The sequence below is a fragment of the Bacillus sp. V26 genome, from assembly GCF_034296245.1.
GTDB classification, from domain to species: Bacteria; Bacillota; Bacilli; order Bacillales; family Bacillaceae; genus Bacillus; species Bacillus halotolerans.
In genome coordinates, this window is sequence record NZ_JAXKQF010000001.1 from 1,033,720 (window position 1) to 1,060,569 (window position 26,850).

The window sequence follows — 26,850 nt, forward strand, 5'->3', positions numbered from 1 at the left end:
TAAAACCCTCTGTTTTTTACAATAGTAAATAAAGGCTGCCGCACACCTATAGCGGCAATCTCCAGTATGATAAAAAGGGGCCTTTTATTATGTACCATTTATATTCACATAACGACTTGGACGGAGTAGGGTGCGGGATCGTTGCGAAATTGGCTTTCGGGAAAGAAGTTGAGGTCCGTTATAACTCTGTCAACGGCTTAAATGCTCAAGTCCAATACTTCTTAGAAAAAGCAAAAGAGAGCAGCAGACACGATGCCTTATTTATCACGGATCTTGCTGTCAATGAAGAAAATGAAAAAAGGCTGAACGAGTATGTCCATGCGGGCGGAAAAGTGAAACTGATTGACCACCATAAAACAGCCCTTCATTTGAATGAGCATGAGTGGGGATTTGTCCAGGTGGAATACGATGACGGACGTCTTGCATCGGCCACATCTCTTTTATACGACTATCTTGTCCAAAATGATCTGATGAAGCCGACAAACGCCTTAGATCAATTTACAGAGCTCATCCGCCAATACGACACTTGGGAATGGGAGCAGTACGATCAAAAACAGGCAAAGCGGCTCAATGACCTTTTCTTTTTGCTTTCAATCGATGAATTTGAACAAAAAATGATTCAGCGGCTTTCTGCCCACGACGAATTCTTCTTTGATGAATTTGAAGTGAAACTGCTTGATTTAGAAGAAGAGAAAATCGAGCGCTACCTTCGCAGGAAAAAAAGAGAAATGGTGCAAACCTTTGTTCACGAACACTGTGTAGGCATCGTTCATGCAGAATCGTACCATTCTGAACTCGGAAACAGACTCGGAAAAGACAATCCGCATCTTGATTACATTGCCATTTTAAGCATGGGATCAAAACGAGCCAGCTTGCGCACCATTCATGATTACATTGATGTTTCAGAAGTAGCAGGCCGGTACGGAGGCGGGGGGCATGCGAAGGCTTCAGGCTGTTCCATAACGGACGAAGTATACGATTTGTTTGTAGCTGAAGCATTCCGAATGGAACCGGTCCGCCCAGATGCATTCCGTAATTTCTATAATCTGAAAGGGTCGGCAAACGGCTCATTATACGAAAATCGCGAACAAATGAGATTCTTCCTGTTTCCTTTGGACAACGCATGGAACATTCAAATTAACGGGGAGACACAGGACGAAACTTTCGCGGCTTTTGAGGAAGCAGAATGGTTTATTAAAAGGAATTACGAGGCATCTCTTGTACGTGATGAAGTGTTTGTCGCATTTTTAGCGGAACATATGAAGCTTTCAAATCATCATCGAAAATAACAAAAAATATGCATAGGGGAGAGTCATCCCTATGCATATCCATAAGCTATCGTTTAAAAATGGCTGTGCGTTTTTTTATGACAAAATAAAGTGCAATGACGACTATAGCCAGTATCATAATCGGTGTAGTATAAGTGCCCGCAATGTTCTCAACGTCATCCCACTGGCTTCCGAGCTGAATGCCTAAATAAACAAACAGGATAGACCACGGAATGATAGCAAGTACAGTCAGTACCACAAATTTGAGAAACGGCATTTTGGCAATGCCTGCGGGAATTGATATCGCATGTCTGACAACCGGTATAAAACGTGCCGAGAAGACAACCCCCGTACCATACTTTTGAAACCAGTTTTCTGACATGTCAATGTGATGCTTTTTAATCAATAAGTACTTCCCGTATTTGTCCAAAAACGGCCTGCCGCCATAGCGTCCGATCCAATAAATAAAGATCTGGGCAATGGTGCCCCCGATAACCCCCGCAATGATGGCGCCGATAAATCCAATCGTGCCTTCCGATACCATATAGCCGCCATAGGCCAATACAATTTCACTCGGTATGATTTCGATCATCAACCCAATTGCAATGCCCGCATATCCCATATTCGTCAGCCAAGTTAAAATTTCGCTTATCAAACTGCCCACATTCTTCACAACCTGTCCTTATCTTTTTCACTATTATATGACTGATTGACGAGCAAGATGGTTACAAATTTTTTTATCGCAGCACTTCTTTTGTTTCCCGTTTGAGCACTTCTTCTAAATAAGCTAAAAGCTGAGATCTCATTTCAGGACGCATTAAGCCGATTTCGGTGCTTGCTTTAAAACAGCCCAATTTATCGCCAATGTCATATCGTTTTCCTTCCAGAAGCCGCGCATGAATAGGCTGGGTGCGGCAAACCTCACGAAGTGCATCTGTTAATTGAATCTCATTGCCTGCGCCTCTGCCGATCGACTTCAAAACACGGAAGATAGAAGGATTCAGTACATATCGTCCCATCACTGCAATTTCGGAAGGGGCTTCTTCCGGAGACGGTTTTTCAACTAAATCGTTCACTTCATACACATGGTCTTGAGAGCCTGATGTCTGAATAATGCCATATTTGCTGACATCCTCAGGGAGAACAGACTGTACACCGACAACCTCTGTGCCATAATCGGCGTATACATCCATTAATTGCCGAAGAGTCGGCTTTTCAGACACCATAATATCATCGCCTAATAGAACGGCAAAAGACTCATCTCCGATAAAATGCTCCGCACACAGCACAGCATGACCTAAGCCGAGCGGTTCTTTCTGGCGGATATAATGAACATTGGCCAAATCGGCAATCTGCTGTATTTCCTTAAGCGTCTCCGTCTTGCCTTTTTCCCGCAGATTGAATTCCAATTCCGCCGACCGGTCAAAATGATCTTCAATCGAGCGTTTGTTTCTCCCTGTAATAATCAGTATATCTTCAATTCCTGACTCTACGGCCTCTTCTACAATGTATTGAATTGCCGGTTTGTCGACAATCGGGAGCATTTCTTTCGGCTGCGCCTTTGTCGCCGGCAGAAATCTCGTTCCTAAACCCGCTGCGGGAATGACCGCTTTTCTCACTTTTTTTCTCATTCATCTTCACTCCTGATCCTGTATGTTTTTCAGCGAATCTCCAAATACCCAGATTCGGTTTCCGATAAAATTCATCATCATTCCGCCGATAGTGGCGGCGAGCTTACTCACCAAAAGCGAACAGCCGCCTTTTTGAAATAAATAAAGCAGCAAAAAGGTGATCCCCGACGCGGCAATATTAATCATGAGAAAGCGCACGATCTCTTTTCCGTCAGCCTTACGTTTTACACGAAACGTCCAATTCCGGTTCCACACATAGCTGTTGATGATACCTGCCGAATAGGAGCAGATCTGTGCCGGCAGATAAGGGACATGACAAGCGGTGAGAAGAAAGAAGACACCAAAATCTATCAGCGTATTGCCGACGCCTACGGTGCAAAAACGGCCTAATGTTTTTATTTTTTCTCTCAACATAACGGCACCCGGTTTTGACCTCCCTTCATAAAAAATGCAGATGGCTGTTACATTTGTTGATATGGATTACTTTAGCGGACAGTGTTGAATAAACAATTACTAAAATATGAACAAAACATGAAAAAATAATGAGGCCTTGCAGATTCATTAAGTTAATAGTTTGATCTTGTAGGTTGACATATTTTACGAGGAACACTAATATTCCGCACAATTGTTAACCTTTTATGAATTTAGTTAACATTCATTCTCAAGGTTAGAAAGGAGGGGAATATGATGCAGGAAGAAACACATTACAGCGTCAAGAATGAGAGCTTTCCAGGACGCCCCCTATGAACAAGGCGGAGAACGGGTCATCATTTACAGCGGTTTACAGGAAGGGGTGAATGGCTTATTACATAAAGGCTTCTCGCACTCAAGAGGGACAGCGACAAAGCAAAAGGCATCACAGGTCAGGCCGTAGTCATGGACGGCGGGTATACCGCAATAGTTCTTGTACGCAAAAAAACAGCCGCTCTGAACGGCTGTTTTTTTTGCGCCTGAAAACCTTTTAAGACTGATTTTCCGGTGTCAGCCCCACCATATATATTCAATGAATAAATGTATCCAGTTTCTTTGTAAAACCGAACAATAATTCCTCCGAAAGTATTCTATACACATTTATTATAACCATGCTAGGATGTTAGATAAAGGGATATTTTGTATAATGTTGTATCTCTATTCAATGTGATCGGAGGGAACTCATGAAAAATCCTGCCTTTTGATTTCCTGCCAGCAGCATGTGATTTTCAGGCATCGGCAAGCTGTGGAATGTGTCATCAGGATGGCGGAGGAAAAGGGGGGCTAAATATACTTATTTGAATGTCCGTGCGCTTTTTCACAGTTCGATGATACGATCAGCATCCGATTTATGTGTCCTTCATGACCTGTGTGATCACCCCCCATTTTTAGAAAAAAGGAGGATGTTAAGTCATGAATAAAAAGTGTAGCGTATGTTTATGGATTCTTGCTTTATTATTGAGTTGCTTATTTGGGGAGTCTGCGTATGCAGCCAGTACTACAATTGCAAAACATGTAGGGAATTCAAACCCGCTTATCGACCATCATTTGGGAGCAGATCCGTTTGCGCTGACCTATAACGGAAGAGTCTACATCTATATGTCAAGTGATGACTATGAATATAATAGCAACGGAACGATTAAGGATAACTCATTTGCCAATTTGAATAGAGTATTCGTCATCTCTTCAGAGGATATGGTGAACTGGACAGACCACGGAGCCATTCCGGTAGCAGGTGCCAACGGGGCTAATGGCGGCCAGGGGATTGCGAAATGGGCAGGTGCGTCCTGGGCCCCGTCAGTCGCAGTTAAAAAGATAAATGGCAAGGATAAATTCTTCCTTTATTTCGCCAACAGCGGCGGAGGTATCGGGGTTCTCACCGCAGACAGTCCGATTGGCCCATGGACCGATCCAATCGGAAAAGCGCTCGTAACGCCAAGTACGCCAGGAATGTCTGGTGTTGTATGGCTTTTTGATCCGGCAGTATTTGTAGATGATGACGGCACCGGTTACCTGTATGCCGGGGGAGGCATCCCTGGCGGTTCAAATCCAATGCAGGGGCAATGGGCCAATCCTAAAACAGCAAGAGTCATGAAATTGGGGCCTGATATGACCAGTGTTGTTGGAAGTGCAGCTACAATTGATGCGCCTTTTATGTTTGAAGATTCGGGAATGCATAAGCATAACGGAAAATATTACTATTCCTATTGCATCAATTTCGGGGGCACGCACCCAGCCGATAACCCCCCAGGTGAGATCGGCTACATGACCAGCTCAAGTCCCATGGGTCCCTTTACATATAGAGGGCACTTCCTGAAAAATCCGGGAGCATTTTTCGGAGGTGGCGGAAACAACCACCATGCTGTTTTCAATTTTAAAAACGAGTGGTATGCGGTGTACCATACTCAAACTGTCAGTTCCGCTTTGTTCGGGGCCGGCAAAGGATACCGTTCTCCCCATATTAATAAGCTGGTGCACAATGCAGATGGATCCATTCAAGAGGTTGCAGCAAATTATGCAGGCGTAACACAGCTTTCCAATTTGAATCCATATAACCGGGTAGAAGCTGAAACGTTTGCCTGGAATGGACGCATTTTGACCGAGAAATCTTCAGCAACCGGCGGGCCGGTAAATAATCAACATGTAACAAGCATTCATAACGGAGACTGGATTGCTGTAGGAAATGCAGACTTCGGGGCGGGCGGTGCCAGAACGTTTAAAGCAAATGTAGCATCCACTATAGGCGGGAAAATAGAAGTGCGCCTCGACAGTGCAAACGGTAAGCTTGCAGGAACCCTGAATGTACCTTCCACAGGGGGAGCGCAAACCTGGAGAGAAATAGAAACTGCGGTAAGCGGTGCAACCGGTGTGCACAAAGTTTTCTTCGTATTTACCGGAACAGGTACAGGAAACTTGTTTAATTTTGATTACTGGCAGTTTACGCAAAGATAGCAGAGGAAAAAACCTTTTGTTTGTAATATAAGGAGACAGATCAGATTTTTCTAATACCGTAAAAGACAAGGAGAGGAAAAAATGATTTCAAGCGTGAAAAAACCAATTTGTGTATTATTGGTATGTTTCACTATGCTGTCAGTAATGTTAACCGGGCCAGGTGCTACTGAAGTTTTGGCAGCAAGTGATGTAACAGTTAATGTGTCTGCAGAAAAACAAGTGATTCGCGGTTTTGGAGGCATGAACCACCCGGCTTGGATTGGAGATTTGACAGCAGCTCAAAGAGAAACTGCTTTTGGCAATGGACAGAATCAGTTAGGTTTTTCAATCTTAAGAATTCATGTGGATGAAAATAGAAATAATTGGTACAGAGAAGTGGAGACTGCAAAGAGTGCGATCAAACATGGAGCAATCGTTTTTGCTTCTCCCTGGAATCCTCCAAGCGATATGGTTGAGACTTTCAATCGTAATGGTGACACATCAGCTAAACGGCTAAGATACGATAAGTACGCCGCATACGCGCAGCATCTTAACGATTTTGTTACCTTCATGAAGAATAATGGCGTGAATCTTTATGCGATTTCTGTTCAAAACGAGCCTGATTATGCACACGAATGGACGTGGTGGACTCCGCAAGAAATACTTCGTTTCATGAGAGAAAATGCCGGTTCCATTAATGCACGTGTCATTGCACCAGAATCTTTTCAGTACTTTAAAAATATATCGGACCCCATTTTGAACGATCCACAGGCGCTAAGGAATATGGATATTCTCGGAACTCACCTGTACGGCACTCAGATCAGTCAGTTTCCTTATCCTCTTTTCAAACAAAAAGGAGCAGGGAAAGAGCTATGGATGACGGAAGTATACTATCCAAACAGTGACAACAATTCAGCGGATCGCTGGCCCGAGGCATTAGGCGTTTCAGAGCATATTCACCATTCAATGGTGGAGGGAGATTTTCAATCTTATGTTTGGTGGTACATCCGCAGATCTTACGGTCCTATGAAAGAAGACGGTACGATCAGCAAACGCGGTTACAATATGGCTCATTTCTCGAAGTTTGTGCGTCCCGGCTATGTAAGGGTTGATGCAACGAAAAATCCTAATGCGAACGTTTACGTGTCAGCCTATAAAGGTGACAACAAGGTCGTTATTGTTGCCATTAACAAAAGCAACACAGGGGTCAACCAAAACTTTGTGTTGCAGAATGGATCTGCTTCTCAGGTATCTAGGTGGATAACAAGCGGAAGCAGCAATCTTCAACCTGGAACAAATCTCAATGTAACGGGGAATCATTTTTGGGCCCATCTTCCAGCTCAAAGCGTGACAACATTTGTCGCAAATCGTTAAGGGCACCTCAGGCAAGCGGGACTGCAGGAAGAAGAGAAGAAGGATGTGTAACGATACAATTGACAGAAATGTATGTACATTTTTCTCGATTTTAACTCATCAACTGCGATTGATACTCTTCTAAAGATATCTCTCCTCCAGCAAATTGTTTTTCTAGTATTGCAGTCTTTTCAGTCTTTGTTAAAGGTCTTTCACTATCGATATTAATAGCATTTTCTTCCCCTTCTAGGGGTTCTAATATATGCTCTCGCTTATTATATGCCTCAAAATATCGAAGACCAAATATTCTCTGTGAAACTGCGTTCAAATGAATACCGTCAGGATTAGGTGTTAGTCCCAATGCTGTTGCAAAATAACAGTTCTTTTCCTTTTTAGCAAACTTCAGTAATTCCTGATTCACCTCAGAATGTTCTGGAAAGTAATGACCAAGAAAACCACTTCCTAAATAGTTACCAATTCCACCTATGATAATAGGTAGATCTGGCTCACAAAGTTCATGACGAAACGCCTCAACAATTTCTAAAAATTTTTCATGATAAAGTTTAGAACGTCCTGAAGAACATTCATTTTCACCTTGATGCCATAAAACTCCCTCTAACTTACTGCTTCGCTTTGCAAGTTTTGCTTGTAAGATAGCATGTTCAAACAGTGGTCCTTCTACTGACCAATCATCTAGACTTGTGCCACCTTCAGCACATGGTATTAAACCTATTTCTTTATCTTCATTTTTTCTGCACCATGCAGCTGCAAAAGAAGCCGCAGGACCAACCCCTGCAAAAGCTCGATCATAGTTTATAGGTTCCATCATGATTTGCCATCTTCCATTTCGTAGAACTTTTATATGTTCATTACAAATCATTGGAACATCCTTTAAAAATCCGCGTCCAGCCATATTTGATTGACCAACTAGTAAAAAAGAATGTATCATAATTTTTTATGCCTCCTTGTATTTCTCTAACAAAAAAATAAATTGTTAATCAAAGCAATCTGTTTTTTATAATATTTAACTGTTCATTTTTAATAAACTTTACGGTCATCACGTGTTTCTCCTAGCATTTTGCTGGGGTCTATTTAGAAAAAATCCGGCAAGATTCTAAAATGGAGAAAATGACTTAGAAACATTTCGCCCATGCAAAGTATCGCCTTTCCAATAATAGGCTTTTCATGAGCGGAAGAGGTACCAGACATTCTTAAGTGATTATCCATCTGTAAGCATCCCCTTTAATGTGAATTATAGCGAAATTTATTATTAGGTTGAATCGTTTTAGTCAAGTTTTTAAGGGTATTTTGCTATCCCTCTTATTTATTCAACAAAATGATCCTTTTCTGGAAAAGTCTAATGGGCGTATTTAAATAACTTTATTGTAATATAGGGGAGGGGTCTAAGGCAGGGGAATTATTAGGAGGACTTGGTTAGCGAGGGAAAAGTTAGTGAACTAATGTGATAGTGACTACGTAGCCTATTCAGCCCCAGTAACTTACGTATAAATTCGACTCCATTTTGGACAGACTTTACCGGTTGGTGAAGGTGTCCTTTTTTATTTGTCCATTTTAACGCCTTTAGGCATGGTTTATTCTTTTTTGGCTGTTCAATGATCAATTCAAATGCACATGGAAATATACTATCGTAAAAAGTGATCGAGTAATCTTGGAAGTTAAGGATGCAGCTTAGGAGGTGGTATAGAAACAAGGAGGAATTGTACAAGGAAGTAAACATAGATCCATTTTATGCGTTGTAAACCCTAGTCAAATAAGTATTTTATCATTTAATGGATCCATTCTGAACGACCGATGCACTATTACTGAGATATTATGAATATTTATAGAAGGGTATTGTAGAACCTTGTCGAAATTTTTATAGAAAAATCTTGTTAAAAGAGGTGTGCACATGTATTCGCCCAATAAATGAAAAAAAGCAGCAAGTTTGGAAATAATTATTGGGGATCATATAGTCCTTAACTAAAAAGGAATGTTCGCTTGTTCAGTGATCTAGAATACGATTTTTGGGTTCTTGTTGAAACAAACCCTAAAACAGTTTTGAAAAGCGCTTATAGCGCAATGTATGTATTTCACATTCGCCACTTTTATTAATTAAGGGGGAACAAGAGAATGAAAACTTATGACGCATTTCCAGAACCAATTGGGAACTATACTGTCGGTCGAACCCAGATTGATTTTGAGTACACGGCATCAGATCACTCAAAAAGAGAACTGACGGCGTTTGTGTACTATCCGTCCGACAGTAGCGAAGGTAAGACTACATCAACGTACATGTTCCCTGAAGTCTACCAGATGTTTAATGAGCAGCCACTTGTCACTGCGTATCTTAAAGGGAAGGATGTTTTCTCTATAGATATCAAGACCCAGTGTTACGACGACCTCGCCCTCTCCGGGAAGGAAAAGCGCTATCCGGTGTTATTCTATGTTTGCGGCGGGGGCGGTTCTCCAGAATGGGGTACAGTGATCTGTACAGACTTGGCAAGCATGGGATATGTTGTGGTAAGCATCGGCCATCAGAATAGCACGATGTATAAGCGTAAAGATGGGCGTCTGTTTAATGTTTCAAAGGATTTTTCGGATGTCATTATGGCGTTTTCTGAAGATCCGGAGATGCTGGCGTTGGCTGGTAAGATGGAGATGCGGCCTGACGATGAAACTGCCATTGAGATGTGCCAAAACGTGCTTACACTGCCGATACTTGCCAAGTTAACAGAGTATAGTGAATTACAGGCAGAAGATGTAAGGTATGCAGCCGATTATCTTTACAAACTGGACTCTGGAGAGCTGAATTCCATCTTTCAGGGCAGATTGTTGCTTGACATCGGCATGGGCATAGTCGGACATTCTTATGGAGGGCCTACGACGGCGATTGTTTGCCGGGACGACGACCGGTTCGCCTGCGGGATTGGCTTGGATAGCGGTGCATTCGGCCTTCTCGACAGCGACCTTAAGAAACCCTTTTTGCTACTGTTTTGTGAACCTAACTATAACATGAATGCGATAATTGGCGCTAACAATAGCATGGAAACCTATTATTTCTCTGTTGATCGTGTTGCGCATTTAGATTACTGCGACATCGTGTTTACCAGTGTTAATGAGGAACTCAGAGGCGAACGGGATGCTATGGAGATGCGAAATCTTGTTACAGACTATACGAAGAACTTTTTTGATCATTACATACTGCAGAAGGCTGCAAGTGTGGAGAGTCTGGCATACGATGGCGTGGACTTGATCAAGAAGACCAGCAACAAGTGACATAACCGATGATAGGTTGCTGATAAACGCAAGTCAAAGAGCTAGTCGTACAGACACAGAGCCGATAACCCTAAATCCATATTGGGCATTGGAAGCCGGCAAAACAATTAAAAAAATCAACCGACGGAATAGATTATTATTACAAGCTCAAGGGTGCAATGATTTGTCAAATTTCATTGCACCTAAACAATTATTGTTTTCGTAAGCTACTTTAAAGGACCGAATTCGACTATGTCTTGGCCATAAAGGTTTTTTCTTATACAGATAATAATCCTGGCATAAGAGAGGCTGAAAAACAATGGTGTCGATTTGCGACTTATTTTAGTTAACATAATATATATTCTAGGAAGCAATAAATTTTAAAGAAATCCTGTCTCAATAACAAAGTATACTTAAGTTAGTGAGACAGGATAAGAAAATTACTTACAGGTTGACTAATTTCGATTGTATTCATTTCAAATGTCAAATGCCTGAGCTTCAGCAAGCCTTATTAAAAAACTTTAAAATGGCGAAGTCAACCCATAATATACGGCTTCCAGCTCTTCCAATGTCATATCACCGTATGCGCATTTGATTACCGAATCAGCAAACTCATCATAATCATAATCGCTGGTAAAGCCTTGCTGCAGAAGTTTTTCGTAGGCTTCAATCTGTTCTTTTTGGTTTTGGATATCTTTTTCCTTACCTGGATAGTCCGATCCGTTTACCAAGTCGCTATTTTGTTTGAACAGCAACATATACTGTTTCAATGTTTCGTCCACAGCTTGCACCTCCTTGTTCTGCCGCTGATTAGATAATGAAAACGGACACCAATTGTGATGTCCGTCAAAACAGTCACTATTTGGGTTCAGTTCCCCAAATCAGTTTTCCGTTATTATATAATGTGATTTTTTTTGTATCTTTAAACGTATTTGACTGGAAAAAAGAATAATCCCCGGCTTGTGAATAATTGCTCCAGTCCTCATTGTGAAGACGAATTTGAATTTCTCCGGTGCTTGCTCCCGGTGACAGCGTCCTGTTTCTAAACCCAAGTTCCAGATAGGCATCTGCACCTTTTACAGGTTTATGTAATGTCACAAACTTGTGCGTCACATTGCTGCATCCGATCTTCGCGTAGTCACAGTCGAAGTTTTGGCCTTTGTTTTTCGTGTTATACCAGTAGCGGACAGTTACATTTTTTAAGTTAACGGTGGTCTTGCTGTTATTTTTCACATTGATCTGAGGACGGATTTGGTTGCTGTTCACACTTCCATCCCCTGTTCTGTATTGCACAGAGATGCTGTTTTCCTGTGCGGGTTTCTCTTGCTTTGGCGTCTCAGATCTGTCTTCACTCGAATTTTGGGAGCCGCGGATGTTTTCTCTTACAAATGTCCCTGAAGCGGATAAATCTGATAACGGCCAGCCGCCTGTTTTAGATGCCCCCGGCTTTAAAGCTGAGGATGATTCCTGCTTATCGGAAAGGTTCCAGTTTACCCAGCTGATTTTCTTGCTGTCGAGATAATTCAGCCATTCCCTCGACTGGTCAAGGTATACCCCGCCATTTCCGGAAGCGTCACTCGTCCCCCATTCCGTTACAAAAATCGGCGCTCCTTTGCTGAGCGCATAGTCCGCTTTATCCCTTAAAAACTGGCCGTGTGTACCGGCATAAAAATGAAGCGCGTACATGACGTTTGCATCCTTAAGCTGATCATCCGCAGCATCGTTGACATCCTGGCTCCAAGTGCCTGTTCCGGTAATAATGATGTTATCCGGGTCATTTTTACGAATAACAGAAATCACTTCTTCCGCATACGGTTTGATATCGCGCTTCCAATTTACATCACCGTTCGGTTCATTAGCAATTTCATATATAACGTTTGGTGAGCTTCCGTAAAGGCTTGACATTTCCTTAAAGAATTCCTTCGCCTTCTCTTTATTTTGATTTGGATTGCCGTCATTTAAAATATGCCAGTCAATGATGACATATATCCCGAGCTCTTTTACCGCTTCAACAGCTTCTTTGACTTTATTTTTCACAGACGGATTCTCGATATAACCGCCGTCAGCCGTGTACATTGCCGCCCGGAAGACGGTAATTCCCCAATCGTCTCTTAGCCATTTTAAAGTGTCTTTATTGACATAATCGCCGAACCACTGCAAACCGTGTGAGCTGATCCCCTTCAGCTGCACCGGTTTTCCGTTTTGATTGACTAGCTGAGTACCTTTGATACTAAGCTGCCCATTAAGGCCTACAGGCGTTTTCGCCCCTGCTGCAGATACTTCTGGTGCCGCGACACCGCTAATTGTTAATACTGTCATTAATAAACATGCGATAAAGATAGAGACTGAACGTTTCATATAGCATTCTCTCCTCCTTCAAATAATCATGTAAAATGTCTGCCTATTAGCTGCCGCTCTCCCTCCCTTTCTTTTTTTAAACACGCACTCATTGTAAAAATCTTTCTCATGATTGTCTATCAACCTAATTTCTTGTTTTTAGGCGGCTTAAAAGCCTGTCTATTGACTCTTTTTGTGTTGCTTCTTATACAGCTGACACGTGTATATCAGGGATAAAAGTGCTTGTTCAGGACTTTACACGTTATTTTTTGATGAAATCAAAAGATTCCGCTTTTTTTTCGGCAAATAAAAAGCTGCATTCAAGTCATTGAATGCAGCCGTATTCTTTATAAATTATGCTTCTTGTTTCTCTTCTTCCCAAGTTTCAGCGTGTTTCAGTCCTGGGATATTTTTCGCTTTAAACACAGGATCAAGTCCTTGTTTGCGCTGTTTCGCGTAATCTTTATAGACTTTGTATGCTACGTTTGACAGCAGCGTGATCACAACTAAGTTAATCAGCGCCATAATCCCCATAAAGAGATCCGCCATGTCCCAAACAATCTGGAACCCTGCTACACATCCAAAGACAACCATAGCAATAACCGCAATACGGTAAATGTTCAGCCATGTTTTGCTTGTTTTAATGAATTCAATGTTTGTCTCGCCATAATAGTAGTTTCCGACAACTGAACTGAAAGCGAATAAGAACATTGCGACTGCTATAAAACTAGGCGCCCATCCCCCAATATGGTGGTCTAAAGCAGCCTGCGTTACTTGGATGCCGTCACCTTTTGGTGTTACACTGTACAGCAAAATAATAAACGCTGTGGACGTACATACGATAAATGTATCGAAAAACACGCCTAATGTCTGGATAAAGCCTTGCTTAGCCGGATGCGAAACATGAGCTGTCGCAGCAGCGTTTGGCGCGCTACCCATTCCCGCTTCGTTAGAAAAAAGTCCGCGCTGTGCACCGATGACGATGATAGCTCCTATTCCTCCGCCGACAACTTGTTCAATTCCTAAAGCGTTTTTGACAATTGTCGCAATAACGCTTGGGAATGCAGAAATATTTGTGAATACAACATATAGTGCTATAAGAATATAAAGCCCTGCCATGACCGGAACAATCAACTGTGTCACAGCGACAACACGTTTTAAACCGCCAAAAATAATAAAAGCCGTTAAAACAGCAAGAACAACAGCGACAACTATTTTATTCACATGAAAAGCGCCTTCTAACGCTCCTGCAATTGTATTTGATTGAACAGCGTTAAAGATTAAACCGAATGATACGGTAATTAAGACAGCAAATACGATGCCAAGCCATCTGACCCCAAGCCCCTTTTGAATATAGTAAGCCGGTCCGCCTCGGAAATCGTCTCCGTCCTTCACTTTATAAAGCTGAGCTAACGTACTCTCAACAAAGCTTGAAGCCATACCGACAGCTGCTACAACCCACATCCAAAATACAGCGCCTGGTCCGCCTGTCGCAATCGCTAAGGCAACACCAGTCAAGTTCCCTGTACCGACTCGGGATGCGGCAGAAATAAAAAATGCCTGCATAGAAGAAACACCTTTGTTGCCTTGTGGCTTCTCCCCTACTATTCTAAACATTTCGATAAAGTAACGGAATTGGATAAAACCAAAACGAAGTGTAAAAAATAATCCAAGCCCTATTAAAATATAAAATAAATATTTCCAGATAAAATCACTTGGAATATTAATCAAACTGTTGAAAAAAGACTCCATATTTACCTCCTGTTTCATCAATTCATTGTGAATTCAATTTCGATGTTAGATTTTTTAACATAACGAGTATTATTATATCACAATATGTCGAATTAGGAAGTTTTTTCGAAAGAATATTATGTTAGTTTGATTTTTTAATTTCTATGAATAAATTCATTAGAAATTAATAAAAAGAGTCTCCCTTTCTATTCATTCTCCGCTTGTTTCTCCCTACCCTTAGGGTGTATATCGTGATAATGTTTGAACTGCAAACATATCTTTAAAATATGTTTTGTATCACACCCTAGATAGGGTATACATATACTAATAAAAGACATTTCACTTTAAAAAGGAACTGAAACGATATATACTTAACAAAGTGAATTTTATTTTTAAATTTAATAAATCAGGTTTACTTTTAAGATGGTCTGGGGTATCATTATAAAAATATTCAGTAATATCGAAGGGGGGAGATCATTTGAAAAAAGTAACGATACTTAAAGCTTCCATCTTATTTTTGGCGATTGCCAGTTTTCATTTGTTCTCAATTCCCCACGCCTTTGATATTGGCCATCATGATAAAGCGGTAGCCGACCAGCAGGAAATGCATGAGATGAAAGCTGGCCAAAATGCAGATGATGAAAAGAAATCCATCACCGGAGCTTTTGCGCTGACTGCCTTCTCAATGGCTGTGCTGCTGATGACCGCGGAAAACAAAGATATATGTTACTCCCGGAGACGGCAGCGGAGAAAAAGCTTTATACTGGCCAAATTTTATCAATCATCTTATTTCGACAAACTTCATGTTCAACATCACCCGAATATATAACGAAAATATGAGGAGGCTGTTAACATGTTGTTTATCTTAAGAATGGTGATTTTAGGCTTGTTCTCTTTCACAGCGCTGAACTTATTTGTATGGCAAGGTATTGAAGTCATTCATGCCGTGACAGACTTATTCACCAGCCATGAAAGCTGATGAAAAACAAAATATACCCGCTCACGATATGTGGGCGGGTTTTTTAATGATTATTCAGTTGTAAGACGCCAGACAGCTGTGACCTTGCCTGATTCTTCTTCATCAATAAAGAATGAACCATTGCTGTATCTGTCGTTTGTTCGCAGCTCTTTAGCCTGCAGTTCTTTTCTGTCCCCTTTTTCCGTTTCTGCCATAAACCGCTCATCAAGTCCGCACGCGAACAGCGAAACGACACGATGCGGATTTTTCTTCAGTTCACGCAGCATAACGACTCCCCGTTTTGCACGGGAGGTCTTTTCAAACTCAGAAAGACTCATACGTTTGACCGCTCCCCGCTGTGTAAACAATACGAGAGAATCAGACTCATGCAGAATTTCTCCTGACACGACAAAGTCTCCATCTTTCAAGTTAATTCCTTTAACGCCAGCTGCACGTGCGCCCACAACATTTACTTCATCTTCTCCAAACCATAGGCCATATCCGAGATGTGTCGCCATCAAGATCTGACTGTCACCATTTGTCACATGTACATCAATCAGCTCGTCTTCACCCTTTAGATTTAACGCCACAAGTGCTTTAGAATAACGCTGTGCTTTGTAATGGGTGAGTTCTGTCTTTTTCACCATGCCGTTTTTCGTGAAGAATAAAAGATAAGCAGATGGATCAAACTCTTTTATCGGTATGGCCTTTACAATCGTTTCGTCACGTTCAATCGTGATTATGTTAGAAAAGTGCTGGCCCATGTCCTTCCATCTGATATCAGGCAGCTGGTGAACCGGACAATAGATATAGCTTCCCTTATTCGTGAAAAGCAGCAGCACATCTGTCGTATTCATTTCAAACTGGTGCAGCATCCTGTCTGTATCCTTCATTCCAAAATCCTGTCCGTTTGAAGCGGCAAAGGAACGCTGGCTTGTGCGTTTTAAGTAGCCATCTTTTGTAACAGTCACGTATACATCCTCAGAGGCAACCATGACTTCAAGATTAATTTTGATTTCCTCAATTTTTTCTTCAATGACAGAGCGTCTCGTGTCCGCATATTTCTTTTTCAGCGCTTTTAAGCTGTTTGTAATGACCTTTAACAGCTTTTTATCATTGCTTAAAATCGATTCAAGCTCTTCAATATTTTTGCTGAGCTCTTCAGCCTCTTCCTTGAGCGCTGTGATATCGGTATTTGTTAAACGATATAGCTGCAAGGACACGATAGCTTCAGCCTGAGGCTCAGTGAATTCATATTTCGCCATTAAATTGTTTTTGGCGTCACGTTTATCGCTTGAGGAGCGAATCGTTGCGATAACTTCATCCAAGATCGATAAAGCTTTCATAAGACCTTCTACAATGTGATGTCTGTCTTTTGCTTTTTGAAGCTCGTAAACGGATCGGTTTGTGACAACTTCTTTTTGGTGGCCGATGTATGCATCTAAAATAGATGGCAGACTCATCAGCATTGGACGGCGGTTGTGGATCGCCACCATATTAAAGTTATACGTAATCTGCAAATCAGTATTTTTATATAAGTAATTCAAAATGCCCTTGGCATCTGCTTCTTTCTTTAGTTCTACGACCACTCTCAGGCCGGTTCGGTCTGTTTCGTCTCGAACCTCGGAGATGCCTTCAACTTTTTTATCAATACGGTACTCATCCATTTTTTTCACAAGGTTGGCTTTATTGACTTCAAACGGAATTTCTGTAATCACAATTTGCTCACGTCCGCCTCTGATCGTTTCGATCTCAGCTTTTCCGCGGATAATAATTTTCCCTTTTCCGGTTTCGTAGGCTTTTCTAATGCCATCAACGCCCTGGATAATTCCGCCTGTCGGAAAGTCAGGCCCTTTGATCACTTCCATGAGATCGTCTACAGAGCATGACGGCACTTGAATACGTTTAATAACAGCATCAATGACTTCTCCTAAATGATGAGGCGGTATATCAGTCGCATATCCTGCAGATATACCGGTAGAACCGTTGACCAGCAAATTAGGGAACATAGCCGGAAGTACAACAGGCTCCTTGCTTGTATCATCAAAGTTTGGGACAAATTCAACAGTATTTTTGTCAATATCCCGCAGAAGCTCTGATGCAATCGAAGACAACTTCGCTTCTGTGTAACGCATGGCCGCCGGAGGATCTCCATCTATACTTCCGTTATTCCCGTGCATTTCAATTAATACATTCCGCACTTTCCAATCCTGGCTCATTCGCACCATTGCTTCATACACCGAACTGTCACCGTGCGGATGGTAGTTACCGATGACATTACCGACCGTTTTGGCCGCTTTTCTGAAATTTTTATCAAATGTGTTTCCGTCCGTATGCATCGCATACAGAATTCTGCGCTGTACGGGCTTTAATCCGTCGCGCGCATCAGGCAGCGCCCTGTCTTGAATAATATATTTACTATAGCGTCCAAAACGGTCGCCGATCACCTCTTCTAATGGTAAATCATGAAATAATTCTGGCTGTGACAATCATTAAACCTCCTCAGCGACCGATAAGTTTTCATTTTCTAAAATATTGCTTTCTTCGTCTAAGCCGAAAGCTACGTTTTTCTCAATCCACTTTCTGCGCGGCTCTACTTTATCGCCCATCAATGTCGTCACGCGTCTCTCAACACGTGCCGCGTCGTCAATTTTGACCCTTACAAGCGTACGGGACTCCGGATTCATCGTCGTTTCCCACAGCTGATCCGCGTTCATCTCACCAAGACCCTTGTATCGCTGGATTGTATAGCCCTTGCCGACTTTTTTCAGTACTCCATCCATCTCTTCATCAGACCATGCATATTCAATGATTTCTTTTTTCCCGCTTCCTTTGCTGACCTTATATAAAGGAGGCAGAGCAATGAATACCTTTCCATTCTCAATGAGCGGCTTCATATAGCGATAGAAAAAGGTTAAAAGCAGTACTTGAATATGAGCGCCGTCAGTATCGGCATCCGTCATAATGATGATTTTATCGTAGTTAATGTCGTCGACTGAAAAATCAGCCCCGACACCGCCGCCGATGGCATGAATGATCGTATTAATCTCTTCGTTTTTAAAGATATCAGCAAGCTTTGCTTTTTCCGTGTTAATGACTTTACCGCGCAATGGCAGAACCGCTTGGAATCTGCGGTCTCTTCCCTGCTTTGCTGAACCGCCCGCAGAGTCACCCTCAACGAGATACAATTCATTTTTTGCCGGATTTCTTGAACCCGCAGGTGTCAGCTTACCGCTTAATGTCGCTTCTGATTTTTTTCGTTTTTTGCCGCTTCTGGCTTCTTCCCGGGCTTTACGTGCCGCTTCTCGCGCCTGGCTCGCCTTTATTGCTTTTTTCACAAGAAGAGTAGCGGTGTCCCGATTTTCCTCTAAAAAGTAAGCAAGCTGTTCTGATACGATTGCGTCTACAGCAGATCTTGCTTCGCTTGTGCCGAGTTTTCCTTTTGTTTGTCCTTCAAATTGAAGAAGTTCTTCAGGAATACGGACAGAGATAATAGCTGAAAGCCCTTCCCTTATATCTGTGCCTTCCAGGTTTTTATCCTTTTCTTTCAGCAAAGCCACTTTTCTCGCATATTCATTAAAGGCTCTCGTCATCGCTGTCTTTGCACCCGACTCATGAGTTCCGCCGTCTTTTGTTCTGACGTTGTTAACAAACGACAGGATATTTTCTGAATAGCCGTCGTTAAACTGGAACGCAAAATCCACTTCGATGGAATGATGCTCTCCTTCAAACGAGACCACTTCAGACAGGGCATCTTTTTCCTCATTTAAGTAAGCAACAAACGCTTCTATTCCGTTCTCATAATAAAAGACTTCACGCTGGCCGTTCCGCTCGTCAATCAGTTCAATTTTTAATCCTTTTAATAAAAACGCTGATTCCCGTAAGCGTTCAGAAAGCGTTTCAAAATTATAAGTTGTTGTGCTGAACATTGTCGGATCAGGCTTAAAGTGAGTAAGTGTGCCTGTCTTTTTCGTTTTGCCAATCTTTTCGAGAGATGTGACCGGTTTACCTCCGTTTTCAAAACGCTGCTGATAGACGAAGCCGTCCCGCTCAATCGTAACCGTCAGCCATTCAGATAAAGCATTCACGACAGATGCGCCGACGCCGTGAAGCCCTCCGCTTGTCTTATAACCGCCTTGCCCGAATTTTCCGCCTGCGTGAAGCACCGTTAAAATGACCTCAGGGGTTGGTTTGCCGAGTTTATGCATTCCAGTCGGCATGCCGCGGCCTCTATCCTGTACAGAAATACTGTTGTCTTTATGTATTTTAACGATAATGTGATCTCCATGGCCGGCAAGTACCTCATCGACGGAGTTATCTACAATTTCATAAACCAAGTGATGCAAGCCTCTCGCGTCGGTTGAGCCAATATACATACCCGGCCTTTTCCTTACGGCTTCAAGGCCTTCCAGCACCTGTATGGCATCTTCGTTGTAATCAAATTGCTGTTTTCTAGCCAAACGTACAAACCCCTTTCAAAAAACTAACATTCTCTTTTTCATTGTTACTTGTCAATTGTATAAAAGTATTTTCCTAATCCTTGCCCCGGTGCGCTTCTGCCTTGGACTCTTCATTATAACCAATGTCATCCCATTCTCAACATACAGCTAACGAATCATTCCGTAAAACATCCAAAAGTGCTGTTTTTTCGATATGAGAACGTATGTTTGTTTATTATATATAAAGCAGCGGACCTTCGCAAATCGAACGGCCGGAACCCAGCTTAGCAAGGCATTCAAAAAAAGCTGTTCAAGCTTTATTGTATCTGTTTCACAGTAATTCGCAAACAATATCTTTACATGAAAAAGCAAAAATCCTTGAATTCACAAGGATTTTTGCAGCTCTGCACCTATTTTGTTACAGCGTGTGCCACTTTTATGCACAGATCCATGATGACCGTTCTGCCATCTTCCTTCAGCATCTGATAAGCCTCTTCGTTCACCAGGCCTTGCTGCGCCCAAAATACCGGGGCATCTGTCTCCAGAAACTCTTTAGCGACATCAGGAAGCTGTTCTGAACGTCTGAATACATTTACGATATCAACCGGACCGTCAATTTCTTTTAACGATGATACGGCTTTTACACCAAGCGCCTCTTCGATCGTCGGATTTACTGGTATGATTTCGTATCCCGCATCCTGCATCGCTTTTGATACCATATAGGATGTTCTATCGGGACGGTCTGAAAGCCCGACTACCGCAATTCTCTTACTTCCATCAAGAATTTTTTTGATTTCCGCTTTTGAAGGGTTTTGCATGATAGACCACTCCTTTTTGTTTATTCTACACGACCGAAAAGGAAGAAATCAAAACATGATGTATGGCTGATTAGATTTGTAAGCAAACTTTACAAAAAAACTTATCATCAGATCATGACATCTCATGTTAAAATAGAGATTAGGGACATTGAAAAAGGAGAAATGTAGATGTTAATTGCTTTATTGATTATTTTGGCCTACTTGATAGGCAGCATTCCATCTGGCTTAATCGTAGGTAAGCTTGCCAAGGGAATTGATATTCGGGAGCATGGAAGCGGAAACTTAGGCGCTACCAACGCGTTCCGTACACTGGGCGTAAAAGCTGGTTCGGTTGTCATAGCCGGAGATATTTTAAAAGGGACACTGGCAGCTGCATTGCCTTACCTCATGCATGTTGATATTCATCCGCTCCTTGCGGGAGTCATAGCGGTTCTTGGCCATGTGTTTCCTGTGTTCGCCAAATTTAAAGGCGGCAAAGCCGTAGCAACTTCGGGAGGCGTCTTGCTGTTTTATGCACCTCTGTTATTCATTACAATGGTTGCGGTCTTTTTCATCTTTTTATACTTGACAAAATTTGTCTCTCTGTCATCAATGTTAACAGGGATATATACTGTCATATATAGTCTCTTTGTACATGATAAGTATTTATTGATTGTCGTCACGCTGCTCACTGTTTTTGTAATATACAGGCACCGGGCGAATATCAAACGAATTATCAATAAAACAGAACCTAAAGTCAAATGGTTATAAATGTTTAAAAAACTTCTATTTTGACACGAGATAGCCTTATACGTTTATAATAGAGAAAATCAAATGATAACAAAGGGAAAAGGGGGTCCTGTTATGAATATGACAGTTAACGAAGACGCGCTGAACTGGTATAAAGAAGAGCTCGATTTACAAAACGGAGACCAAGTTCGATTTTTCGTCCGCTATGGCGGCTGCAGCAACGTTCAAAAAGGCTTTTCTCTCGGAGTGGCGAAAGATGCTCCCCAAGAGGCAGGAGTCACGGCAGAAGTCGGCGGCATCACCTTCTTTATTGAAGAAAGTGATCTTTGGTACTTTGACAACCATGATCTTCTCGTCAGCTATTCAGAGTCTGCTGATGAGCCTGTATTTGAATACCATTAAGAAAAAGAACGCATATCATATGCGTTCTTTTTTTATAAATGAAAACGTGTGAGATGGTCGGTCAGCTTTTCTTGTTCTAAGATATATTTTTGCGTCTCGCCCAAAAGATCAAAGTGGGGAAATTCGCTTTTTTTATGTATCCATTCTTCCTTCAAACCGTACGCCGCACCCCATTGAACCAGCTTATCAATATCTGCACAGCCTGCTTTTGTCACGGTTTTAGATTCCGGGAAACGGTCATCCAGCCAATAATGTGTTAAAAATGCGATTTCCCCTCTTTTGACTGCCTTCTTCCATCGGTTAACTTCCTCCCGTTTCACGCCAAATGCCATATGTCATTCACTTCCCTATTTTTTGGCCTTTTCATATGCTGCGTGCCAATCGGGGAAAGCCTTACGAAACTGAATCGGTTTAAAACTTTCTTTATCCACACAAATATGAGATGATTTCGCTTCAATAGATAGCTCACCAGCCGGATTATAAATATGGTAGCCATATATGGTTTTAAAGCCGTTGTATTCCTCAATCCATGTGTGCACCACCGCAGTTTCTCCATAATGGAGGGGTTTTTTGTAGGAAATATTGATATCAACGACTGGAGAAAGCACGCCTTTCTTTTCCATATCACTGTATAAAAAGCCTAGGTCTTTAATGAGTGCCGTCCTTCCGACCTCCATCCAAACAAGATAATTCGCATGATACACGATCCCCATTTGATCTGTTTCGGCGTAACGCACTTCTATTTCTGTTTTTGATACATGCAAGATACTCTGCTCCCTTAATCAGTTTAGCCCCATTTTACCATATCCAAATCAGAAAGAAAAAAACCAGGTTTCCCTGGTTTTTACGAACGGTATCCGTTTTCTCTCGCTTCGGATTCGTCTTGAATTTCATTGCGAAATGCTTCGATGCTCTCTTCCCGTCTTGCGTTTTTTTCTTTGATGCGCTGCTTATCTTCTCCAGAAGCAAACTCCATTGATTCCTCTGCTTCTTCTATATTTTCGATTGTATTTTGGACCATATCCTGCAGTTTCTCTACGTTGTCGGAACGGTCGTCAGGATTAGGCTGCTGATATTGATTTTGGTTTTTTGTCATTGGGATGAACCTCCTAGAATAAAATCAATCCGGCGCTATTCGCCTTTCGTCTGCATGATAATTGGCTGCTGACCAGAAGTATCGTGCATTTTTTCCCCTTTATTGCGTTTATATTTAACAGGCTTTGTACCCAAGTGGCTTGGAGCATATTGAGGCTGACCGTTTTTCTTGTTGTTTCCCATGTTTATCCCTCCTCAACAAATAGGATTCTCAAAAGGAGGGGCAAACATGAATACAAATTAAAGGTTATTTTTGCTTAAATCGCTGTTCAAGCTTTTCCTCAAGCTGATTTAAATATTCCGTATTCGTCATCAGCTCTTTTTTGTTTTCCATGACGAGCTCATGAAAAGAACGTTTTCTCATCTTCTTCACTCTTCTCACCTCCGCGTATTTTTTCATTTTTTCCAATTCTGAAAATTTGTAAGCATGTTTGCACATAAAAAAAACTGAATCTAATAAAGATCCAGTTTTTCTTTCATCTCTTTTTTTGACATAGTCCCGATATGTATGTCTTGAATTACGCCTTTTTTATCTAAAATATACGTAGTTGGGTATGAAAACACATTATAGTCAGCATTAATTCCTTTTTTATCAATCAAAATGGGGAAGGTTAAATGATACGTATCAGCAAAAGTTTGCACCTGTTTCTCGCTTTTCTCAGCTGAAGTGAAATTAACTGCAATAACCGCTACATCTGAGTGCTCCTTTTGCAGTTCCTCCATCGCCGGCATTTCCTGTCGGCACGGTTTGCACCAAGTTGCCCAGAAGTTAAGCAGAACTTTTTTGCCTTTGACATCTGATAAAGAGATCCTTTCTCCTGATAGCGTTTTCAGAGTGAAGTCAGGCGCTTGCTGTCCCTCTTCAATGCCTATTTCTTTTTTGCTAAATTGCTGATAGATGTTCCAGCACATGTATCCGGCAAGCCCAATCAACAGGATTCCTGCCACCCATTTTTTCAGCATAAATTCACCCCCGGAGCTATCTTATTTCATAAAAAGAAGAGAAAGCAGGCTGCCTTCTCTTCTTCATACATTATGATTGCTTCATTTTTTCGCGAAGCACCATTTGCAGAATTCCGCCATGGCGGTAATAATCAATTTCAACTTCACTATCGAAGCGCACAAGTGCCTCAAATGTTTTTACACTTCCGTCTTCATCAATTGCTCTTACTGTAACGATATCACGAGGGCGTACGCTTTCATCAACATCCACCTCGATCACTTCTTTACCGCTTAAGCCGAGTGTATCCGCATTTTCACCTTGTTTAAATTGAAGCGGGAGCACACCCATGAATACCAGGTTACTTCTGTGGATTCTTTCAAAGCTCTCAGCAATTACAGTTCTAATGCCGAGCAGGTTTGTTCCTTTTGCAGCCCAGTCACGGGAAGATCCCATACCATAATCTTTGCCCGCTAAGATGGCAAGGCCTGTTTTATCTTCTTTATATTTCATGCAGGCATCATAGATTGATGTCACTTCACCAGTCGGCCAGTACGTTGTAAATCCGCCTTCTGTGCCCGGCGCGATTTGGTTTTTGATGCGGATGTTTGCAAATGTTCCTCTCATCATAACCTCATGGTTTCCGCGGCGTGAACCGTAGGAGTTAAAGTCACGAGGTGACACACCTTTTGCTTGCAAGTATTTTCCGGCAGGTGTATCTTTTCCGATTGCCCCTGCAGGAGAGATATGGTCGGTTGTGACTGAATCGCCGAATTTACCGACAACACGAAGGCCTTTTAAAGGTTCAACCTTGCCTGGTTCAACTGACATTTCTTCGAAGAATGGCGGGTTTTGGATATAAGTTGAATCATTATCCCATTTATACAGCGCTTCATCTGTTGTCTCAATCTCATTCCAGCGTTTGTTGTCATCGAATACTGTTTCGTACTCCTTGCGGAAGAGCTCCGGTGTAACAGTTTGTTTAACAAGTGAATTAATTTCGTCCATTGACGGCCAAATATCGTTGAAGTACACTTTTTGTCCGTCTTTTCCGATACCGATCGGATCCGTCTTCAGGTTAATGTTCACTGTTCCAGCCAGCGCATAAGCTACTACAAGCGGCGGAGAAGCAAGATAGTTACCTTTCACAAGCGGATGAATACGTCCTTCGAAGTTACGGTTTCCAGAAAGAACAGACGTAATCAACAGGTCATTTTTCGCAACTGCTTCTTCAATTTCCGGTGAAAGCGGACCTGAGTTTCCGATACATGTTGTACATCCGTATCCAACGAGGTTAAAACCAAGCTCTTTCATGTATGGAAGAAGGCCTGAATTAACAAGATATCCTGTAACAACCTTAGAACCCGGTGCAAGTGATGTTTTCACGTAGTTAGGCACTTTGAGTCCTAATTCAACCGCTTTTTTCGCCACAAGGCCGGCGCCGATTAAGACGTATGGGTTAGATGTATTTGTACAGCTTGTAATCGCAGCAATAGCGATTGCACCCGTTTTCATGACTGTTTCTTCGCCGTTAAGCAATTTAAATTTAATTTCTTTATCTTCCTCTTCGGCGTTTAATCCGAATCCTTGGTTACCCGCAGGGCTGACTAAGTGCTTTTTAAACGTTTCCTGCATAGCAGAAAGCGGAATCAAATCCTGAGGACGTTTTGGACCGGAAAGGTTTGCTTCAATTTTAGACAAATCAATTTCAACGACATCAGTAAATTGCGGGTCTTCTACATCTGGAGTGTAGAACAAGCCGTTGCTTCTGCAGTATGCTTCTACTACGTCAATATGTTCAGCATCGCGGCCTGTCAGACGCAGATAATTTAGAGCTTCTTCATCAACAGGGAAGAATCCGCATGTTGCACCGTATTCCGGAGCCATGTTGGCGATTGTCGCACGGTCTGCCAGCGGCAGTTCAGCAACTCCCGGTCCGAAGAACTCAACAAATTTACCGACTACGCCTTTTTCACGCAGTACTTGTGTCACTTTTAACGCCAAGTCAGTGGCTGTTGTTCCATTCGGAAGCTTTCCGACGAGTTTCGCGCCGATTACCTCAGGAACAGGGAAATAAGAAGGCTGCCCCAGCATTCCGGCTTCTGCTTCAATTCCGCCGACACCCCAGCCGAGAACACCGATTCCGTTAATCATTGTTGTATGCGAGTCGGTTCCTACCAGCGTATCAGGATACGTAATCAGTTCTCCGTCTTCTTCAACTGCGTGGACAACACTTGCCAAGAACTCAAGGTTTACCTGGTGAACGATACCTGTTGCCGGCGGTACTGCCTGGTAGTTATTAAACGCTTTCTTTGCCCAGCTTAAAAATTTGTAACGCTCTGCATTTCTTTCGAATTCCAAGTCCATATTAATAGCCAGAGCATCTTCTGTGCCCGCTTTATCAACCTGTACAGAGTGGTCGATGACAAGGTCAACAGGAATCTCAGGGTTGATTTTGTCAGGATCTCCGCCGACAGCTGCCATTGCTTTACGTAATGAAGCAAGGTCAACTACTGCCGGTACCCCAGTGAAATCTTGTAAAATAACGCGAGATGGTTTAAACGGAACATCGATTTCCTTTAACTCGGCAGTTCCCCATTTTGCCAAATTTTCCACGTGTTCTTTTTTGATAACGAATCCGTCAACTTGACGCAATACAGATTCTAAAAGAACTTTAATGGAATAAGGAAGCTTCGACACATTTCCGATCCCCAAATCTTCCAATGCTTTCAAAGAGTAGTAATGATATGTTTTCCCATTTGTAGTAAACGATTTTCTCGCTTGGAAAACGTCTTGTGCTGCAGTTTTTTGCTCGTTTGCCATTCTCCAAAATCCCCCTTCAGATCAGTTCATTCTCAGATGAACATTACATTCCATCACAATTTTCTCACAATTTCATATTAAAACAAAATCATACATAAGTAAATATCAATGTTTTTATTAAATACAATAAGATCGGCTTATCAGGGCAAAAAAGCGGGAAATTTTACTGT

General features: G+C 42.0%; 25 protein-coding genes and 2 pseudogenes. 10 read left to right on the forward strand and 17 right to left on the reverse strand.

Features of this window, described 5'->3' with window-relative positions; all coding sequences use genetic code 11:
• The first annotated feature begins 89 nt into the window (after positions 1-89).
• Positions 90-1,289, forward strand: coding sequence for a DHH family phosphoesterase (locus UJ203_RS05490; protein ID WP_322008970.1), 1,200 nt, complete (start codon positions 90-92; stop codon positions 1,287-1,289).
• A gap of 46 nt (positions 1,290-1,335) precedes the next feature.
• Here the strand turns inward: UJ203_RS05490 and UJ203_RS05495 are convergent, their stop codons facing one another.
• The 3 genes from UJ203_RS05495 to UJ203_RS05505 all read right to left on the reverse strand — a co-directional run bounded on the left by UJ203_RS05495 (position 1,336) and on the right by UJ203_RS05505 (position 3,313).
• Positions 1,336-1,932: a DedA family protein gene (locus tag UJ203_RS05495; protein WP_014113955.1), complete on the reverse strand. Its 597-nt coding sequence runs from the start codon at positions 1,930-1,932 to the stop codon at positions 1,336-1,338.
• Between the two features lie 73 nt (positions 1,933-2,005).
• On the reverse strand, positions 2,006-2,899 hold the full coding sequence (galU, locus tag UJ203_RS05500; protein WP_322008973.1) for a UTP--glucose-1-phosphate uridylyltransferase GalU: 894 nt from the start codon (positions 2,897-2,899) through the stop codon (positions 2,006-2,008).
• 6 nt (positions 2,900-2,905) lie between these two features.
• Complete coding sequence (locus tag UJ203_RS05505) at positions 2,906-3,313, reverse strand: GtrA family protein (RefSeq protein ID WP_202853120.1); 408 nt, start codon at positions 3,311-3,313, stop codon at positions 2,906-2,908.
• Positions 3,314-3,586: 273 nt separating this feature from the next.
• Here UJ203_RS05505 and UJ203_RS05510 point away from each other — a divergent pair.
• The 4 genes and pseudogenes from UJ203_RS05510 to UJ203_RS05525 all read left to right on the forward strand — a co-directional run.
• Positions 3,587-3,737: pseudogene (locus UJ203_RS05510) on the forward strand (6-carboxyhexanoate--CoA ligase); the annotation flags it as partial.
• A 345-nt stretch (positions 3,738-4,082) separates the two neighbouring features.
• Positions 4,083-4,218, forward strand: a pseudogene (locus tag UJ203_RS05515) (malonyl CoA-acyl carrier protein transacylase); the annotation flags it as partial.
• 64 nt (positions 4,219-4,282) lie between these two features.
• Entirely contained in the window at positions 4,283-5,821 is a 1,539-nt protein-coding gene (gene xynD / locus UJ203_RS05520) for an alpha-L-arabinofuranosidase (protein ID WP_322008977.1), read from the forward strand.
• 81 nt (positions 5,822-5,902) lie between these two features.
• Positions 5,903-7,174, forward strand: coding sequence for a glycoside hydrolase family 30 beta sandwich domain-containing protein (locus UJ203_RS05525; protein WP_322008979.1), 1,272 nt, complete (start codon positions 5,903-5,905; stop codon positions 7,172-7,174).
• A gap of 91 nt (positions 7,175-7,265) precedes the next feature.
• Here UJ203_RS05525 and UJ203_RS05530 read toward each other — a convergent pair whose 3' ends face one another.
• Positions 7,266-8,102 carry a sialate O-acetylesterase gene (locus UJ203_RS05530; RefSeq protein ID WP_322008981.1) on the reverse strand — a complete coding sequence of 279 codons (837 nt, stop codon included), beginning with the start codon at positions 8,100-8,102 and terminating at the stop codon, positions 7,266-7,268.
• A 1,181-nt stretch (positions 8,103-9,283) separates the two neighbouring features.
• Between UJ203_RS05530 and UJ203_RS05535 the strand changes: the two genes are divergently transcribed.
• A complete protein-coding gene (locus tag UJ203_RS05535; RefSeq protein ID WP_322008983.1) occupies positions 9,284-10,429 on the forward strand; it encodes a choline esterase in 1,146 nt (381 codons plus the stop codon).
• A 500-nt stretch (positions 10,430-10,929) separates the two neighbouring features.
• On the opposite strand, the gene UJ203_RS05540 is transcribed toward UJ203_RS05535, so the two are convergent.
• The 3 genes from UJ203_RS05540 to UJ203_RS05550 form a co-directional block, all read right to left on the reverse strand.
• A complete protein-coding gene (locus tag UJ203_RS05540) occupies positions 10,930-11,190 on the reverse strand; it encodes a YnfE family protein (RefSeq protein ID WP_105954369.1) in 261 nt (86 codons plus the stop codon).
• Between the two features lie 76 nt (positions 11,191-11,266).
• Positions 11,267-12,766 carry a cellulase family glycosylhydrolase gene (locus UJ203_RS05545; protein WP_322008988.1) on the reverse strand — a complete coding sequence of 500 codons (1,500 nt, stop codon included), beginning with the start codon at positions 12,764-12,766 and terminating at the stop codon, positions 11,267-11,269.
• A 333-nt stretch (positions 12,767-13,099) separates the two neighbouring features.
• Complete coding sequence (locus tag UJ203_RS05550) at positions 13,100-14,497, reverse strand: alanine/glycine:cation symporter family protein (protein WP_105954367.1); 1,398 nt, start codon at positions 14,495-14,497, stop codon at positions 13,100-13,102.
• A 457-nt stretch (positions 14,498-14,954) separates the two neighbouring features.
• Between UJ203_RS05550 and UJ203_RS05555 the strand changes: the two genes are divergently transcribed.
• Complete coding sequence (locus UJ203_RS05555) at positions 14,955-15,305, forward strand: hypothetical protein (RefSeq protein WP_322008992.1); 351 nt, start codon at positions 14,955-14,957, stop codon at positions 15,303-15,305.
• Positions 15,306-15,329: 24 nt separating this feature from the next.
• On the forward strand, positions 15,330-15,455 hold the full coding sequence (locus UJ203_RS05560) for a hypothetical protein (RefSeq protein ID WP_010334426.1): 126 nt from the start codon (positions 15,330-15,332) through the stop codon (positions 15,453-15,455).
• A 50-nt stretch (positions 15,456-15,505) separates the two neighbouring features.
• On the opposite strand, the gene parC is transcribed toward UJ203_RS05560, so the two are convergent.
• The 3 genes from parC to UJ203_RS05575 form a co-directional block, all read right to left on the reverse strand.
• Positions 15,506-17,923, reverse strand: a complete 2,418-nt coding sequence (parC, locus tag UJ203_RS05565) for a DNA topoisomerase IV subunit A (protein WP_322008995.1) — start codon at positions 17,921-17,923, stop codon at positions 15,506-15,508.
• A 3-nt stretch (positions 17,924-17,926) separates the two neighbouring features.
• Entirely contained in the window at positions 17,927-19,894 is a 1,968-nt protein-coding gene (parE, locus tag UJ203_RS05570) for a DNA topoisomerase IV subunit B (protein ID WP_198098466.1), read from the reverse strand.
• Positions 19,895-20,283: 389 nt separating this feature from the next.
• The gene (locus UJ203_RS05575) at positions 20,284-20,691 is read right to left on the reverse strand and encodes a CoA-binding protein (protein ID WP_322008999.1); all 408 of its coding nucleotides are present in this window, start codon (positions 20,689-20,691) and stop codon (positions 20,284-20,286) included.
• A 168-nt stretch (positions 20,692-20,859) separates the two neighbouring features.
• Here UJ203_RS05575 and plsY point away from each other — a divergent pair, with 168 nt between their 5' ends.
• Together plsY and UJ203_RS05585 are read left to right on the forward strand one after the other, a co-directional pair.
• On the forward strand, positions 20,860-21,441 hold the full coding sequence (gene plsY, locus UJ203_RS05580; protein WP_024121591.1) for a glycerol-3-phosphate 1-O-acyltransferase PlsY: 582 nt from the start codon (positions 20,860-20,862) through the stop codon (positions 21,439-21,441).
• A gap of 93 nt (positions 21,442-21,534) precedes the next feature.
• A complete protein-coding gene (locus UJ203_RS05585; protein ID WP_024121590.1) occupies positions 21,535-21,822 on the forward strand; it encodes a HesB/YadR/YfhF family protein in 288 nt (95 codons plus the stop codon).
• A gap of 32 nt (positions 21,823-21,854) precedes the next feature.
• Here the strand turns inward: UJ203_RS05585 and UJ203_RS05590 are convergent, their stop codons facing one another.
• From UJ203_RS05590 to acnA, 7 genes are all read right to left on the reverse strand, one after another.
• The gene (locus UJ203_RS05590; protein WP_024121589.1) at positions 21,855-22,154 is read right to left on the reverse strand and encodes a hypothetical protein; all 300 of its coding nucleotides are present in this window, start codon (positions 22,152-22,154) and stop codon (positions 21,855-21,857) included.
• A 15-nt stretch (positions 22,155-22,169) separates the two neighbouring features.
• The gene (locus tag UJ203_RS05595) at positions 22,170-22,586 is read right to left on the reverse strand and encodes a YbgC/FadM family acyl-CoA thioesterase (RefSeq protein ID WP_010334419.1); all 417 of its coding nucleotides are present in this window, start codon (positions 22,584-22,586) and stop codon (positions 22,170-22,172) included.
• Positions 22,587-22,666: 80 nt separating this feature from the next.
• Complete coding sequence (gene tlp / locus UJ203_RS05600) at positions 22,667-22,918, reverse strand: small acid-soluble spore protein Tlp (RefSeq protein WP_024121587.1); 252 nt, start codon at positions 22,916-22,918, stop codon at positions 22,667-22,669.
• A gap of 35 nt (positions 22,919-22,953) precedes the next feature.
• Positions 22,954-23,100 carry an acid-soluble spore protein SspN gene (gene sspN / locus UJ203_RS05605; RefSeq protein ID WP_024121586.1) on the reverse strand — a complete coding sequence of 49 codons (147 nt, stop codon included), beginning with the start codon at positions 23,098-23,100 and terminating at the stop codon, positions 22,954-22,956.
• 64 nt (positions 23,101-23,164) lie between these two features.
• Positions 23,165-23,290: an FbpB family small basic protein gene (locus UJ203_RS05610; RefSeq protein ID WP_003244964.1), complete on the reverse strand. Its 126-nt coding sequence runs from the start codon at positions 23,288-23,290 to the stop codon at positions 23,165-23,167.
• 80 nt (positions 23,291-23,370) lie between these two features.
• Positions 23,371-23,880 (reverse strand): redoxin domain-containing protein, encoded by a 510-nt coding sequence (locus UJ203_RS05615; protein ID WP_322009007.1) that lies wholly within the window; start codon positions 23,878-23,880, stop codon positions 23,371-23,373.
• A 70-nt stretch (positions 23,881-23,950) separates the two neighbouring features.
• On the reverse strand, positions 23,951-26,680 hold the full coding sequence (acnA, locus tag UJ203_RS05620; RefSeq protein ID WP_322009009.1) for an aconitate hydratase AcnA: 2,730 nt from the start codon (positions 26,678-26,680) through the stop codon (positions 23,951-23,953).
• Positions 26,681-26,850 lie beyond the last annotated feature (170 nt).

Excerpts from the sequence above, each read along its gene's own strand:
- UJ203_RS05490 (WP_322008970.1), top strand. The coding sequence starts at position 90 with ATGTACCATTTATATTCACATAACGACTTGGACGGAGTAGGGTGCGGG.
- UJ203_RS05545 (WP_322008988.1), bottom strand. The coding sequence starts at position 12,766 with ATGAAACGTTCAGTCTCTATCTTTATCGCATGTTTATTAATGACAGTA.
- sspN (WP_024121586.1), bottom strand. The coding sequence starts at position 23,100 with ATGGGAAACAACAAGAAAAACGGTCAGCCTCAATATGCTCCAAGCCAC.
- UJ203_RS05525 (WP_322008979.1), top strand. The coding sequence starts at position 5,903 with ATGATTTCAAGCGTGAAAAAACCAATTTGTGTATTATTGGTATGTTTC.
- galU (WP_322008973.1), bottom strand. The coding sequence starts at position 2,899 with ATGAGAAAAAAAGTGAGAAAAGCGGTCATTCCCGCAGCGGGTTTAGGA.
- UJ203_RS05535 (WP_322008983.1), top strand. The coding sequence starts at position 9,284 with ATGAAAACTTATGACGCATTTCCAGAACCAATTGGGAACTATACTGTC.
- xynD (WP_322008977.1), top strand. The coding sequence starts at position 4,283 with ATGAATAAAAAGTGTAGCGTATGTTTATGGATTCTTGCTTTATTATTG.
- UJ203_RS05615 (WP_322009007.1), bottom strand. The coding sequence starts at position 23,880 with ATGCTGAAAAAATGGGTGGCAGGAATCCTGTTGATTGGGCTTGCCGGA.
- UJ203_RS05550 (WP_105954367.1), bottom strand. The coding sequence starts at position 14,497 with ATGGAGTCTTTTTTCAACAGTTTGATTAATATTCCAAGTGATTTTATC.
- UJ203_RS05505 (WP_202853120.1), bottom strand. The coding sequence starts at position 3,313 with ATGTTGAGAGAAAAAATAAAAACATTAGGCCGTTTTTGCACCGTAGGC.
- plsY (WP_024121591.1), top strand. The coding sequence starts at position 20,860 with ATGTTAATTGCTTTATTGATTATTTTGGCCTACTTGATAGGCAGCATT.
- acnA (WP_322009009.1), bottom strand. The coding sequence starts at position 26,680 with ATGGCAAACGAGCAAAAAACTGCAGCACAAGACGTTTTCCAAGCGAGA.
- UJ203_RS05575 (WP_322008999.1), bottom strand. The coding sequence starts at position 20,691 with ATGCAAAACCCTTCAAAAGCGGAAATCAAAAAAATTCTTGATGGAAGT.
- UJ203_RS05585 (WP_024121590.1), top strand. The coding sequence starts at position 21,535 with ATGAATATGACAGTTAACGAAGACGCGCTGAACTGGTATAAAGAAGAG.
- tlp (WP_024121587.1), bottom strand. The coding sequence starts at position 22,918 with ATGACAAAAAACCAAAATCAATATCAGCAGCCTAATCCTGACGACCGT.
- UJ203_RS05560 (WP_010334426.1), top strand. The coding sequence starts at position 15,330 with ATGTTGTTTATCTTAAGAATGGTGATTTTAGGCTTGTTCTCTTTCACA.
- UJ203_RS05590 (WP_024121589.1), bottom strand. The coding sequence starts at position 22,154 with ATGGCATTTGGCGTGAAACGGGAGGAAGTTAACCGATGGAAGAAGGCA.
- UJ203_RS05530 (WP_322008981.1), bottom strand. The coding sequence starts at position 8,102 with ATGATACATTCTTTTTTACTAGTTGGTCAATCAAATATGGCTGGACGC.